We start from the raw sequence: 14,107 nt of genomic DNA, 5'->3' as shown, positions 1-14,107 counted from the left end.
AGGAGTTGATTAATGCGTAATCAGAAGGGTTTTTCTCTGATAGAAATTATGGTGGTCGTCGTCATCCTGGGTATCCTTGCTTCAATTATCGTACCTAAAATTATCAGCCGGCCCGATGAAGCCCGGGTGGTAAAAGCCAAACAGGATGTGTTAGCCATACAAAATGCACTGGATCTCTACAAACTGGATAACGGCGTATACCCAACGACGGATCAAGGCCTGCAGGCACTGGTTGAGAAACCCACCAGTAACCCGGCACCCCGCGATTGGAAACAGTATTTGAAATCCGTGCCCAAGGATCCCTGGGGTCGCGAATACCTTTACTTAAATCCCGGTGAACACGGGGATGTGGATGTCTTTACCCTGGGCGCTGAAGGTCAACCGGGCGGAACCGGCATCAATGCGGAAATAGGTAACTGGGATGCGCAATAAACGCGGGTTTACGCTCATTGAAATCCTGGTTGTCATTGTCATTACCGGCATTATCTTAAGCGTAACACTGCTTGCCTTTGGCGATTTTGGCGCGGGCCGCAAAGCGGTTGTCAGCGCCGAGCATTTTGCGTCCTACGTGAAACTTGTCCAGCATCGGGCCATTCTTGAGGTGAACACCTTAGGCATTAATATCAACCGCAACGGCTATGAGACGTTTCGTTTTGAGCAGGGCCTTCGCTGGCAGCCGATGCCCAAAAACAGCCTGTTTCACTGGCAGGCCTTCCCCAAGCATGTCGTTGTGAGCCTGAAAGCGGCCATCCGTAACCGGGATAACCGCCCCGACATTGTTATTAATCCCTCAGGCGACATGTCGCCTTTCGAACTCGTTTTTGGTACGGCAGAAACGCCGAGGCTGGTGGTGCTGACTGGCGAACACAATGGCGAACTTCAATTGACAAACAGCGACTCATGATGAACAAACCGATTAGCAGGGGATTTACTCTGGTCGAGGTGCTGCTGGCGCTCGCGGTTGTTGCGATTGCCCTGACGGCGCTGCTTAAAGCGACTTCCCAGGATGTCGCCAATACGCAGCGCATTAAAGAAAAAACCATAAGCCACTGGATTGCCATGCATGGCGTTGCCATGGTCCAGCTTGGACTTTTAACGGTACCGCCCAACCAGGAAATAACACAGGTCACAAGCCTCCTTGGGCAGCGCTGGTATTGGCGGGTTAAACTTTCCCCGACTGCCCTTGGTAAAGCCGTTCAGCAAATGACCATCAGTGTCAGTAAAAACCAGGCGGGGCCGTTTACCGATCCCCTGCTCGCCTTTAAGTACCAGCCATGAAAAAAAACGCAGCCTTCACTCTGCTTGAAATTCTCATCGCGCTGACGGTGTTCGCTATTCTTGCTACCATCACGTCGTCAGCAATGTATTATGCCTTTAATACCCGTTCGCGTGTTACGGTCCAGGCCGAGCGCCTGATGACCCTGCAGCTGGCCTTGACCTTAATTGAACGGGATATTCAACAGGTGGCCAACCGTGCTGTACGTGACAATGAAGTGCGTCTGCTTCCGGCGTTCATTGGGCGCAGTAATTACATGGAGTTGACACGAGGGGGATTAACCAATCCAAACAGCAGTGATAAACGCAGCACCCTTAAACGCATTGCTCTGCTTTGCGACAAACAGCAATTGATTCGCCGCAGCTGGCCGGTTCTGGATACCCTGAAACGGAAAGAGTATGATGACAAAGTCTTATTGCAACAGGTGGTAGGATGTCAATTGGCCTATTTGAATGAGCAGCTTCAGGTTTTACCCGAATGGCGGGCGAATGCCCTGCCGGCCGGACGCAAGACAGCCTCACTGCCTAAAGCGGTGCAATTGACCCTGACCTTATCCGACTGGGGAAAGGCAAGTTTTTTGTTCATTTTACCCGAGGGGCTTTATGCTGAGACCTAAGCAAGCCGGCAGCGCCCTGATTTCGGCTCTTTTTATTATGACCCTGGTGGCGATTGCTGCAACCGCCATGAGTACTCGCCTGCAGCTGGATATTTACCGAACACGGTTAACTTTGCTTTCCGATCAACTTTATCTAGCCTCCCAATCCGTCACATTCTGGGCCATGAGCGAACTTCGGGATAGTAAAAACACCTTTACGCGAAACACTGCGGCTGGTGCGTTACGCGCTTTCCCGGACAAACAGAAGGCGATTTACCCCCCCTTTACCATCACTGGCGAGCTTTATGATTTGCAAAGCCGCTTTAATCTGAATAATTTAAGCAGTAAAAATTATTCTCTCCTGTTTTTAAAACTACTGGAAAAGCCCGATTTAAAATTGAGCGCCGGGCAGCGAAAACAATTGCTGGATGCGACCATGCAATGGATAACGGATTACAAACCTGGGCGCGGTAACGACGAATACCTCGCCTATTACACCCGCCAAAAACCAGCTTACCTCCCAGGTTATCAACCCTTTGAGAGTCCCAGCGAATTTCGTCTGGTGCGCGGCGTAAGCGCCAACCTGTATCAGGGGTTGGCTGATTTCATCTCGGCGTTGCCTGAACCTGTGCCGATTAATCTCAATACCGCCCCGCAATTGCTGCTTAAAGGGTTGGGTAACGGGCTGACTAACGCACAGGTTCAACAATTGCTGGACGCACGCGGCGAAACGGGCATAAAAAACATGAATAAAATAGGCCCTTTGCTGCAAAAATTAGGCATACGCAGTGAACATGTCACGTTGGAAAGTCAATACTTCATGAGTGTTGCCCGGGTAACCCATGAGGATTTAAGTCTCATCAATTATGCCATTTTAAAGCGCAGCAAAAACAATCAGGGGAAAATAACCGTGTCGTTAATTAAAGAGAGCCTGAACACGTTATAGGGTTACTTCATACCCTGCAGCAAGGCCTCTCCTTTAACGGCTGGCGATCACGTCATAATTTTTAATGTTTTTCATAACCCCATGCGTCCAACCGTCCTGAATGAATTGGGCCGAATTCTGCTGAATGGTCGTCACCGCAACCCCGGAAAAATGAGCGTTTAAGGCATCCATGTCAGAAAAAACAGCAAACAGGGCATAGCTGTCATCTTCATTTTTTAAAGCAACCCAAAAAAGAGTATTGGGTTCGACACGATTAATTAAGGCCACCACTTTCTGCAACAGTGTGTCTAATTCTTTCTCCTTGCCTGGGATGGCTTTGAACGTAAGGTAACTGGCCAATTGCGCTTGATCCAGACGATCCCTCTGGTCATTGTTGCTGACCAGAATGGTTGAATTCTGAATGTTTTTAATCACGCCGTTTTCCCAGCCGCCTTCAATCAGACGATCAGAGTTCTGCTTCAACGCGGTAATGACCTGTCCATTCAAATGAGCTGCCCGTCCCGTCGCGTCAGTGAATGCGTTAAACAGCGCGAATTGATTTCCCTCACGCGTCAGAGCAAACCAGATTTCAGTATCGGGTTCGGTACTTTTCACTCGCTGAGCGCCAGCTTTGAGCAGCAGCGTCAGATTTTTTTCCTGGGCTCCACGACTCTCAAGACTAATGTATGTCGCCTCTTTCAGACTGTTTCCTGGCGGGATAGTGGCCTCAGCCCAAATCCCATGGCTCACCATTACACTGCAAAAAAGCACCATCCATGATTTCATTGACTTACCCTCTGTTGGTAAAAGAGACCCATCTATTCTAATGCGAATGCCATGGATAAATGAAGAATAGATTGCATTTCACTGTATCAAATCATTTATGAACCCGATGGTGGCACTAATAGCGGCAAAACCGGATAGACAGGGTGAAACCTTTAATCGTCAGTCAAAACATGATTAAATTAACCATAAACCTTCTGATTAAATAAGTATGGAACAAAAGCGAATCCTGGGATTGCCTGCCAGTACCTCTCTTGTGATTGGTAACATGGTGGGTTCCGGTATTTTCCTGTTGCCGACTGCCATGGCAGCCATTGGCAGCATCGGTCTCTTTGGTTGGATCATCACTGCGCTGGGTTCCATTTTACTGGCAATTATTTTCGGTAAGCTGAGCCAGCGTCTGCCGCTGGTCGGTGGGCTTTATGCTTACTGCCGCCATGAACTGGGCGATTTCGCCGGGTACCAGGTCAGCGTGGCTTATCTGCTTGGCAATATCATTGGTGACGCCGCGACAGTGGTGGCTTTGCTGGCCTATTTGACTGTTTTCTGGCCAGCCCTGACTACGAATCATCTGCTGGCCTTTTCAGTCGGCAGCGTTATTATCTGGCTGGTTGCTTTCATTAATATTATCGGCGTCAAGGAAGTCAAAATAGTTCAGATGGTTACCACTCTAATTAAATTGATTCCAATCCTTCTCGTGTCTTTCGTCGGTTTATTCCATATTAAAGCTGAGAATCTCGCATTTTTTAATGTATCGGGACAATCCAATCTCGCGGCCCTCGCCAATGCCGCGATGTTAACTTTTTTCGCATTCGGAGGTTTGGAATCAGCCACTGTACCGGCAGAAAATGTCAAAAATCCCGAAGTAACCATTTATCGGGCCACCGTACTGGGCACCGCTATCACCGCGTTGATTTATTTATTGAGCACCGTAGCCCTGATGGGAATGTTCTCACCCGCGTCCCTGGTGAACAACCCCGCCCCGTTTGCTGCGGCTGGGCGTCTGATTTTTGGCGATCTGACTAACTTGATTTTTGCCATGGCTGCCATCATCGCCTGCCTTTGCACAATCATTGGCTTTCTCTTTATCACCAGTCAGGCGGCCATGGCCACCGCCAGAGATGGCCTGCTGCCTTCGTTTTTAACGCGATTATCCCGGTTTAACACCCCTCATTGGGCCATAAGTCTTTCTGCTTTAATCATGACAGTGTTATTGGGAATGAATTACTCAAGCTTGCTGACAGCCCAGTTTACCCTGCTGGTGACCTTATCGAATTTATGTATTTTAGTTCCTTATCTTTATACGACCGTGGCCGCCATGATCGCGTTTAGACAATTTAAATCCCCCACTCATCGCCATCGTACCGTCAATTTGATGGTTATCAGCGTGCTGGCCTGTATTTATGTTCTGTTTGCTCTTTTAGGCTCAGGACAGGACGTTATTTTTTATGGTATTGGGTTATTGTTCTGCCTGACTCCCTTCTACGCTTTAATGGCCATACACCGCGACAAACGTATTAATAAACAACCAATATGATCTAATATTGATCAGTTAGTTGTTTTCGTGTAAACTGTTGGCTATGTTGATTAGCTCTCTGTAAGAACATGACCTACCCCTTAATTCGCAAAGCCACTCCTCACGATTACGAAGCCATTTGGTCGATTTGGATGCAGGATCATGTTATCCAATGGATGTCGTTTACAAAACAGGGCAAGGAAGAATTTAAGGCCCATTACGAACGGATGTCGCAAGCCAGCGACATTTATGTTCTGGTGGATACCGTCGAAGGCAAAGAAAAAGTAATGGCCGTAAGGCGCATTAAATTCGGCCAGGGTCCTCATCGTCATACAGCCGAATACTGCTCCATGGGCGTTGATAAAGACTCACAGGGCAAAGGGTACGCCAAACTTTTTTATGCTGAATTCTTAAACATTGTCAAGGAAAAAGGCTGTATTAAACGCATTCAGCTAACTCAAAGCGGCGGCAATTTCAATGCCTTCCATCTGGCGGATAAAACCTTTTCTCAGGAAGCGATTTTCCCGGACTGGCTCGCGCGGAAGACTAATGGCGGGCATTTCTACTTAATCGAGCGCTACGTTTATCAACTCATCGATGAAAATCTGGCAAAACAGGCCCCAGGAATACCCAGCTTGCAATTTGACGAGCAGCCCCCGCTTTTGCAGGGCAAGGACCTGTACCCGGTGAGCATTCAACGAAACCAGAATCAATTCACTGCCTGTGTTGACAATGCACCTGTTCTGACAGTCGATTTTGATCCGGATGACTCCGTCATTCGGCACATTGGCTTTTTAAGCATTCAGTTACCCACATCGAACGATGAAGCAGCTGCAGCCGCTGCTTTACGCTCCATTCTCGCCGCACTCCTTCAGGAAGGACGGGTCAAAAAGCTGGAATTATTCACCGAGTCGCCTGCCGTTGCCAAATTATGCCAGGCCGCCGGCTTTTATGTTCGCGGGGAAAAAATAGCGTCTTATTTTGACGAGCAGAGCCAAACCTACAAAAATGAATTGGGTCTTGAGTACAGTTTTATGAGGATTGACGACGCCCGAGATTTAATCGTTGCCAGAATCGCTGATCCGGTCAAACGAAATGACATCGATAAAATGCTCCTCGGCTGCCAATCCCTCATTCAGGAGTTAGCCAAGAAAGAAGGCTATGACGCATTGGGTGTTTGCTACCTGGAAAACATGGTTTATCAGGCGGTCCGCGATGGCCTGGAAGCTCAGAAGTTGATTTCCCTGACTGACAGACGCTGGCTTCCTTTGGTCAGTAAAATGCCAGTTGCATTTAAAGAGGAACTGTTTGCCCTGGTCAAGGCCATGCAACCGTCCTCTCTCACGTTTTTTCAACCCGCTCCGGTGATTTCGACAACCGTAACCGCAACGGCCCCTATTAATTCCATGGAATAATGAATCAAGAGCCTGTGATTATTCAGGCTCTTCCCCTTCATACACGGGCTTTTTACTCTTTAATTCACCGTAAATTTTTTCTGCCGATGCTTTTTGTTCTGCGCTTAATTTGGGTTCAAGACGAGCCAATTCTTTAGCCGCCTGCTCATTTTTGTTATTGGCCGCCAATTTTAACCACGCATAGGCTTTGACATCATCCTGATTGACACCCAGACCGGCTAAGTACATGTACCCCAGTTTCCCTTGAGCAAACGAATTACCCTGGTTGGCGGCTTTGCCAAACCAGTAGGCGGCTTGTTGATAATCTTTATCCACGCCCACCCCGGTGAGCAGTAACTGGCCAAGCTCAGCCTGTGCCTGAGGATGACCCTGTTCCGCTGAGGCTTCATACCAGTAAGCGGCTTTTTTCGGATTGGCTTCCACACCCAACCCATTTAAATATTGAAATGCCAGGTAAGCCTGCGCATTGCGGTGCCCCTGGTTGGCGGCTCTGGCAAACCAGTAAGTCGCTGCATTCTGATTGGGCGTCACATCGTATTTACCGGTGTAGAGCAAACCCAGGCTGTATTCCCCTTTGGCATCGCCCTGCTGAGCGGCTTTGTCATACCAATACATGGCCTTTTCCACGTCCTTCTTAGTGCCAAGTCCCATGAGGTACTGGTAAGCAAGGTTCACTTGCGCTTTGGAATAGCCCTGCTCAGATGATTTTTTAAACCAGATGAACGCGTTGCTTTCATCCGCTTTGACACCATCACCGGTTGCATACATCAGGCCGACATTGCGTTGAGCAATGGAGTTTCCCTGCTCGGCAGCCTTCATGTACCACTTAAAAGCTTCCGCATAATCCCGGTTAAAACCCCGCCCGGTATCATACAGATAACCGAGACTTAACTGCGCCAGTGCATTGTTTTTTTCAGCTGCTTTTCGATACCATTCACCCGCTTTTTGATCATCCTGATTAACACCATAGCCGTATTGATACATGCGTCCGAGGAGATACATGGCTTCATCATTTCCCTCTCCCGCTGATTGAACCAAATGAGGATAAGCGGTACTGTAATCACCATTTTCGTAAGCAGAAAAACCAATAATGTCATCAGCAAAAGCGGTGTTGACGGCGAGAAGGGCTGCAAGAAGGACTTTCCTCATGCGATCTCCAAGTAAAACAGATTCCTATAATTAAGAGTAGATTATGCCTGTGGTAAATCAAATAAAGGCAGTTAAGAAGGGAACGAAGGAAAACCCTTTAGTACGCTGTTGTAATACTTACCTAGACGAATTTTACACCAAGAAGATCACAGGCACTTTTTCCAAGTGCCTGTGCAAGGGGTATTAGAGCGCTTCAAAAATAGCGGCAGCACCCATGCCGGTACCAATGCACATGGTGACCATGCCGTATTTGCCTTTAGTACGCTGAAGACCGTGCAACAGGGTCGCCGTACGGATAGCGCCCGTGGCTCCCAGAGGATGACCTAACGCAATCGCACCACCCAGCGGATTGACTTTTTCACGCGGCAACCCCAGGGTTTTAATAACGGCCAGAGCCTGGGCGGCAAACGCTTCATTCAACTCGATCCAATCGAGTTGATCCAGCGTAATGCCCGCTTTCTGCAAAGCCAGAGGGACTGCGTTAATGGGACCAATTCCCATGATTTCAGGCGCCACACCCGCCACGGCATAACTCATCAGTCGGCCCATTGGTTTTAAATTAAATTGCTGCACCGCCTTTTCACTGGCCAGCAAAGCAATCCCCGCACCATCGCTGGTTTGTGAACTGTTTCCGGCCGTTACGGTGCCTTTGACTGCAAACACGGGTTTAAGTCGGGCAATGGCCTCATACGAGGTGTCGGCACGCGGCCCTTCATCCTGGCGGATAACCCGCTTTTTTTCTTGCACGTGGGAAGAGGCTAAATCCACTGTTCTGTCAGTGATTTCAAACGGAACGATTTCCGCATTAAAATCACCGCGTTCCTGAGCGGCGATTGCCCGTTTGTGGCTTTCGGCTGCAAATTCATCCTGCTGTTCACGGGTTATCTCCCAACGCTTAGCCACGTTTTCAGCTGTAATGCCCATACCATAGGCAATAGCGACCTGTTCATTGGTAAAAATTGCTGGATTGGCGGTGTATTTATTCCCTCCCAACGGCACCATGGACATGCTTTCCACCCCACCGGCCAGAGCAAGATCCATGGCTCCCTGCTGGATGGAAGCCGCTGCTGTGGCGATGCTCTGCACCCCAGAGGAACAAAAGCGGTTGATGGTCATCGCCGGCACCGATTGCGGCATACCAGCCAGCAGAGACGCGATGCGTGCGACATTCATACCCTGCTCAGCTTCAGGCATGGCGCAACCGATAACCACATCCCCTACGGCCTGCCAATCCAATCCTTCGTTTTTTGTTTTAACCGCACGGATCACATGAGCTAATAAATCGTCTGGCAACGTGTGTTTAAAAACACCTCGGGGCGCTTTACCAACCGGGGTTCTTACTGCGTCAACAATGTAAACATTCGTCATGATGAATTTCCTTGTTTAATTGCGTAATGGTTTGCCAGTTTCTAAGAGATGGGCAATCCTCGCCTGAGTTAAGGGTGTGGCAGCGAGCGCTAAAAAGGCTTCTCTTTCTCTGTTCAGCAGCCAGGTTTCATCAACCAGAGTCCCCTCGTCCACATCACCGCCGCAAATGACTTCAGCCAGTTTGTCCGCCAGGAAATAATCATGCTGAGAAATAAAACCACCCTCCAGCCAATTCACCAATCCCGCTCGCAAACGGGCATGCCCTTCACGGCCAGCGACCTTGATTAATGACTTGAGCGGGGGTTGATAATTCAGGGCCTGCATTTCATTGATTTTGGCCAGGGCCGCATACAACACTTCATTGTGATGCATAACCCAGCTGTCCTTGGCTTTCAGGTAACCGCGCTGTAACGCTTCGGGGGCTGAACCAGCGACAAAAGCGGTTGCAATCTGCTGGAAATAAGGCTGGATAAATAACAGCAAATCCGCATCACCCGCTTGTTTTGCTGCACGCAGAGCCATTTCTTTACATCCACCACCGGCTGGAATCAGACCCACACCGACTTCCACCAGACCGGGATAAGATTCAAAGGCAGCAATGACGGCATCACAATGCATCATTAACTCACAACCACCACCCAGGGCGCGTCCCCTCAGCGCGGCAATGGTCGGAATACTGCAATACTTTAATTGCATGGCCGTTTGCTGGAATTGATGCACCATTTTATCCAGGGCATCCATGCGGTTGGTCTGAATCAGATTAGCCACGCCACGCAGATCAGCACCGGAACTGAAGTTGTTGACGTCGTTTTGATAAATAATTAAGCCGCGACACTGTTTTTCTGCTCTGGCAATGGCTTCCTGCAATCCATCCAGAACATCCTGACCAATGGTATTGGCTTTACTTTTAAATGAAAGCATGGCGACATCGTCTTTCAAATGGGCCATTGTCACGCCGCCATTTTCATAAATAACTTGCAAAGGCTCCTGCGATTTTTCAAAAATCACCGTGTCTTTAAAATACTGCCGTTGGTAAACCGGTAAGGAACTTGGTTTTTTATATTGCCCTGACTGCGGTGAAAAGGCGCCCACTGCTGTGTAAAATTGCGTCTCTTCATTTAACCACTGCGGTAATGCAGCCGTACTGAGTGACTGGTGCGAACGGATGCCCTCTTGAATGAAGGACAGCACCTCAGCGACACCGGCGCTTTGCCATGTCTCAAACGGACCCGATTGCCAACCAAAGCCCCAACGAATGGCTAAATCCACATCACGGGCTGTGTCTGCGACGCCCGCCAGATGGTAAGCGCAATAATGGAACAGATCACGGAAACAGGCACTTAAAAATTGCGCCTGCTTCTCTTTCGAAGCCATTAATGCGCTCATGCGTTGCCTTGCATCCGGGGTTTTCATAATGGCCTTGACTTCATCGCTGACTTCACCGCCGGCCACGCGATAATGCTTGCTGGCAACATCATACACTTCAATGGTTTTACCGTTTTTTCGGTAAATACCCTGACCGGTTTTCTGCCCCAGATGCCCCTCTTTTATGAGTTGGGTTAACCAATCGGGTAATTTAAAGCAGGCATGCCAGGGATCGTTGCCTAATTGCTCGTCCATCGTACGCACAACATGCGCCATGGTGTCGAGACCGACCACGTCCATTGTCCTGAAAGTAGCGGATTTGGGTCTTCCGACCAGCGCGCCAGTCAGCGCATCCACCTCATCAAGGCCCATTCCCATCGCCTCGGCATGATGAAGCGTAGCCAGTAAAGAAAACACACCAATGCGATTGGCAATAAAATTGGGTGTGTCTTTTGCAATGACCACCCCTTTGCCCAATTTGCTGGTCAGCCAGGTTTCGAGATCATTTAATAATTGCGGGCTGGTTGCAGACGCAGGGATGAGTTCAGCCAAATGCATGTAACGGGGCGGGTTAAAAAAATGAACGCCGCAAAAACGGTGACGGTAATTTTCCGGCAACACATCAGCCAGGGCATTGATGCTTAAGCCTGAGGTATTACTTACCAGAATGGTTTTTTCGTTTAAAAAAGGGGTAATCCGTTTATAGAGATCCGCTTTCCAATCCATACGTTCAGCGATGGCTTCGATGATTAAATCACACTCACCCAGATCAGCCAGGTTTTCTTCATAGTTTTTCGCTTCCAGCAGGGAAGCCGTTTGAGGTGTAGCCAGCGGTGTTGGTTTAAGTTTGGCAAGATTGGCGATGGATTTCTCGACAATGCTGTTTTTACCGCCTTCCTGAGGCGCCAGATCAAACAGCAGGGTTTCTATTCCCGCATTGACACAGTGAGCCGCAATTTGCGCTCCCATAACGCCTGCACCCAAAACAGCAATTTTTTTAATGAAAAAATGTCCCTGCATGATTCCTATCCTCATGTGTCGGTTTATGGATTAGCGATGCACCGGCTTTTTAATGCCGGTGCAGTTGACCTGAAGTCTAAGACAGATTAAACCGTATCCCTTGGGCCAAAGGTAAGTCATCCCCCCAATTAATGGTATTGGTCTGACGGCGCATGTAGGCTTTCCAGGAATCGGAACCGGACTCACGCCCGCCACCGGTTTCTTTCTCACCGCCAAATGCCCCGCCGATTTCAGCGCCGGATGTCCCAATATTGACATTGGCAATGCCGCAATCGCTGCCTTTGGCACTTAAGAAGCGTTCAGCATTTTTGAGGTTCTGAGTAAAGATAGCAGAAGAAAGCCCCTGCGGTACACCGTTTTGCAATGCGATGGCCTCGTCCAGGGTTGAGAACGGCATGACATAAAGAATCGGGGCAAAGGTCTCTTCCTGTACGATATCCCAGTCGTTCTTGATGTCGGTCACCAGAGTAGGCTGGACAAAGTAACCGGCTTTATTCAACACTTCGCCGCCAAAAACAATCTGACCTCCGGCATGCTTAATGCGGGAAACGGCTGATTTGAATTGATTGACCGCTTGCTCATCAATCAGGGGGCCCATGAGGTTTTTGCTGTCTAATGGATCACCGATAGTAATTTGCTCATAGGCATGCTGAAGACGTTTGACAACATCTTTATAAAGATTCTGATGAACAAACAAACGCCGTGTGCTGGTACAACGTTGTCCTGCAGTTCCCACCGCACCAAAAACAATACCCGGAATGGCCAGATTGAGGTCAGCCGATTCATCCAGAATGATGGCATTGTTACCCCCCAGTTCCAGAATGGTTTTACCCAAGCGACCAGCGACTTTGGCAGCCACTTGTTTGCCTACTGCCGTAGAACCGGTAAATGAAATGAGCGGAATGCGTGCATCATCAACCAGGCGCTCAGTGACGTCATGTGAATCAGGGATGACCAGTGAGAAAATTTCAGGGCAATGGTTAGCCTGCAATACTTTATTGCAGACATGCTGCACAGCAATGGCACACAGAGGCGTTTTAGCAGAGGGCTTCCATAGGGTGACATTGCCGCAGATGGCTGCAATAAAGGCATTCCATGACCACACCGCCACCGGAAAATTAAATGCCGAAATAACTCCGACGATGCCATAGGGATGCCACTGCTCATACATGCGGTGATTCGGGCGTTCGGAGTGCATGGTATTGCCGTAGAGCATACGGGATTGTCCCACGGCAAAATCGGCGATATCAATCATTTCCTGAACTTCGCCATCGCCTTCCTGTTTGGATTTACCCATTTCAAGCGATACCAGGCTCCCCAGCCAGTCTTTGTGCTCGCGAAGCGCCTCGCCCATCTGACGGATAATCTCACCGCGCTTGGGCGCCGGCACCTGACGCCAGGCCAAAGCGGCCTTCTCGGCACGTTCCAGTACTGTTTCATAATCAGCCAGGGTGCAGGTCGCCACTTCAGCGAGTTTTTCACCGGTTGCCGGGCAATAGGAGGCCAAACGCCCCCCTTGCATCTCACTGCGCCAACCCTGGCCGCTGAACGCACCAGGGTTGATGGAGGCAATGCCCAGTTTACTTAATAAATCCATTGCGTTCTCCTATGCGTAATAATGGCCGAAACGATTGGCAAGGACATCCGACAACAGGAAATTTTCCTGGAGGATGAGGCCATGGTATTCATTTTCCTGACCAAGGACCAAATCCACCACAGCGCAGACACCGGAGGCCGTACTGACTTGAATAGCAGACCATTCAAGCCCGCAGATCGTTGCGGGATAGACTTTTCTCACGTAACTTTTCTCAGACAGTTCGCCGTGTTTGATGCCTTCAACCGACACATAGACAATCACGATATCCTGGTAGGTTTTGGGGATGGCGCGTTCTAAAATGCGCTTTAAGGTGTCACGGTCTTCATTTAATTTTAGATCATTCATTAACAGACGCATTTTTTCGCAATGACCGGGGTAGCGCATGGTTTTGTAATTCAAAGTCTGGATTTTACCCTCGTACAATTCAGCCAGACTTCCAAGCCCGCCGGAGGTATTGAACGCTTCGTATTCACAGCCATCGATTTGGATGGCTTCAAGACCTTCGAGCGGCCGCATGACGGCAGGCTTGCCATGTTCAATGCCGTAACACAGGTTACCGTATTCATTAATGACCCCATCGGTGGACCAGGTCAGTGAATAATGCAGAGCATTGTTGGCGCGCTGCGGTAAAGCACCGACACGAAGCTCGGCATGCAGGCATTCGTCAAACTCTTTCATGAGGCTATTGGCCGCGATACTGATGAACCCCGGAGCCAAACCGCACTGGGGTACAAACGCGGTGTCGGCACCCTCGGCAATCTGCTTCACAGCCTCAGTGACCGAGGTATCCTCGGTTAAATCAAAATAATGCGCTTTAGCCGCTTTGGCTACTTTGGCAACATGGGTATTGAGGAAATAAGGCAGACTTGAAATGACCGCAACAATATTATTGGTTTGCAGATAAGTCAAAATTGAGTGCTCGTCCTTTACATCCATCGCTACGGTTTTGATTTGCGGCATGGTTTGCAGCAACCGGCTTACGTCCGTTCCGGAAAATTCCAAATCAGCAATATGGACCTGATAATCGCCGCTTTCGGCTAACAAACAGGCAATCAGACTGCCAATTTTACCCGCTCCGGTAATCATAACGTTGTACAT

At 49.1% G+C, this 14,107-nt stretch carries 13 protein-coding genes; 7 read left to right on the top strand and 6 right to left on the bottom strand.

Annotated elements, in window-relative coordinates; genetic code table 11:
- Positions 1-12: 12 nt before the first annotated feature.
- The 5 genes from lspG to gspK are packed head-to-tail and all read left to right on the top strand — an operon-like array spanning position 13 to position 2,817.
- Positions 13-432, top strand: coding sequence for a GspG family T2SS major pseudopilin variant LspG (gene lspG / locus DYE45_RS07525; RefSeq protein ID WP_058530155.1), 420 nt, complete (start codon positions 13-15; stop codon positions 430-432).
- On the top strand, positions 422-904 hold the full coding sequence (gene gspH, locus DYE45_RS07520; RefSeq protein WP_115300701.1) for a type II secretion system minor pseudopilin GspH: 483 nt from the start codon (positions 422-424) through the stop codon (positions 902-904). Before lspG ends, gspH begins: the two co-directional genes overlap by 11 nt.
- The gene (gene lspI / locus DYE45_RS07515) at positions 901-1,278 is read left to right on the top strand and encodes a GspI family T2SS minor pseudopilin variant LspI (RefSeq protein ID WP_115300700.1); all 378 of its coding nucleotides are present in this window, start codon (positions 901-903) and stop codon (positions 1,276-1,278) included. Before gspH ends, lspI begins: the two co-directional genes overlap by 4 nt.
- Positions 1,275-1,892: a GspJ family T2SS minor pseudopilin variant LspJ gene (gene lspJ, locus DYE45_RS07510; RefSeq protein WP_108291547.1), complete on the top strand. Its 618-nt coding sequence runs from the start codon at positions 1,275-1,277 to the stop codon at positions 1,890-1,892. The genes lspI and lspJ overlap by 4 nt, the downstream gene beginning before the upstream one ends.
- On the top strand, positions 1,879-2,817 hold the full coding sequence (gene gspK, locus DYE45_RS07505; RefSeq protein WP_115300699.1) for a type II secretion system minor pseudopilin GspK: 939 nt from the start codon (positions 1,879-1,881) through the stop codon (positions 2,815-2,817). Before lspJ ends, gspK begins: the two co-directional genes overlap by 14 nt.
- A gap of 33 nt (positions 2,818-2,850) precedes the next feature.
- Here the strand turns inward: gspK and DYE45_RS07500 are convergent, their stop codons facing one another.
- Complete coding sequence (locus DYE45_RS07500; protein ID WP_133138148.1) at positions 2,851-3,582, bottom strand: putative quinol monooxygenase; 732 nt, start codon at positions 3,580-3,582, stop codon at positions 2,851-2,853.
- Positions 3,583-3,790: 208 nt separating this feature from the next.
- On the opposite strand from DYE45_RS07500, the gene DYE45_RS07495 reads away from it, so the two are divergent.
- Entirely contained in the window at positions 3,791-5,116 is a 1,326-nt protein-coding gene (locus DYE45_RS07495; protein ID WP_115300697.1) for an amino acid permease, read from the top strand.
- Positions 5,117-5,184: 68 nt separating this feature from the next.
- The gene (locus DYE45_RS07490) at positions 5,185-6,510 is read left to right on the top strand and encodes a GNAT family N-acetyltransferase (RefSeq protein ID WP_115300696.1); all 1,326 of its coding nucleotides are present in this window, start codon (positions 5,185-5,187) and stop codon (positions 6,508-6,510) included.
- A gap of 18 nt (positions 6,511-6,528) precedes the next feature.
- Here the strand turns inward: DYE45_RS07490 and DYE45_RS07485 are convergent, their stop codons facing one another.
- From DYE45_RS07485 to DYE45_RS07465, 5 genes are all read right to left on the bottom strand, one after another.
- The gene (locus DYE45_RS07485; protein WP_108291557.1) at positions 6,529-7,659 is read right to left on the bottom strand and encodes an SEL1-like repeat protein; all 1,131 of its coding nucleotides are present in this window, start codon (positions 7,657-7,659) and stop codon (positions 6,529-6,531) included.
- A gap of 183 nt (positions 7,660-7,842) precedes the next feature.
- Positions 7,843-9,027 (bottom strand): acetyl-CoA C-acyltransferase, encoded by a 1,185-nt coding sequence (locus DYE45_RS07480; RefSeq protein WP_108291559.1) that lies wholly within the window; start codon positions 9,025-9,027, stop codon positions 7,843-7,845.
- Between the two features lie 15 nt (positions 9,028-9,042).
- Positions 9,043-11,412 (bottom strand): 3-hydroxyacyl-CoA dehydrogenase/enoyl-CoA hydratase family protein, encoded by a 2,370-nt coding sequence (locus tag DYE45_RS07475; protein ID WP_108291561.1) that lies wholly within the window; start codon positions 11,410-11,412, stop codon positions 9,043-9,045.
- Between the two features lie 76 nt (positions 11,413-11,488).
- On the bottom strand, positions 11,489-13,009 hold the full coding sequence (gene amaB, locus DYE45_RS07470; protein ID WP_115300695.1) for an L-piperidine-6-carboxylate dehydrogenase: 1,521 nt from the start codon (positions 13,007-13,009) through the stop codon (positions 11,489-11,491).
- A 9-nt stretch (positions 13,010-13,018) separates the two neighbouring features.
- The gene (locus DYE45_RS07465) at positions 13,019-14,107 is read right to left on the bottom strand and encodes a saccharopine dehydrogenase family protein (RefSeq protein ID WP_108291565.1); all 1,089 of its coding nucleotides are present in this window, start codon (positions 14,105-14,107) and stop codon (positions 13,019-13,021) included.

It is taken from the genome of Legionella taurinensis, assembly GCF_900452865.1.
Taxonomy (GTDB): domain Bacteria; phylum Pseudomonadota; class Gammaproteobacteria; order Legionellales; family Legionellaceae; genus Legionella_C; species Legionella_C taurinensis.
Note: the sequence above shows the minus strand (reverse complement) of the source record. Positions and strands in the feature narration are given on the sequence as shown.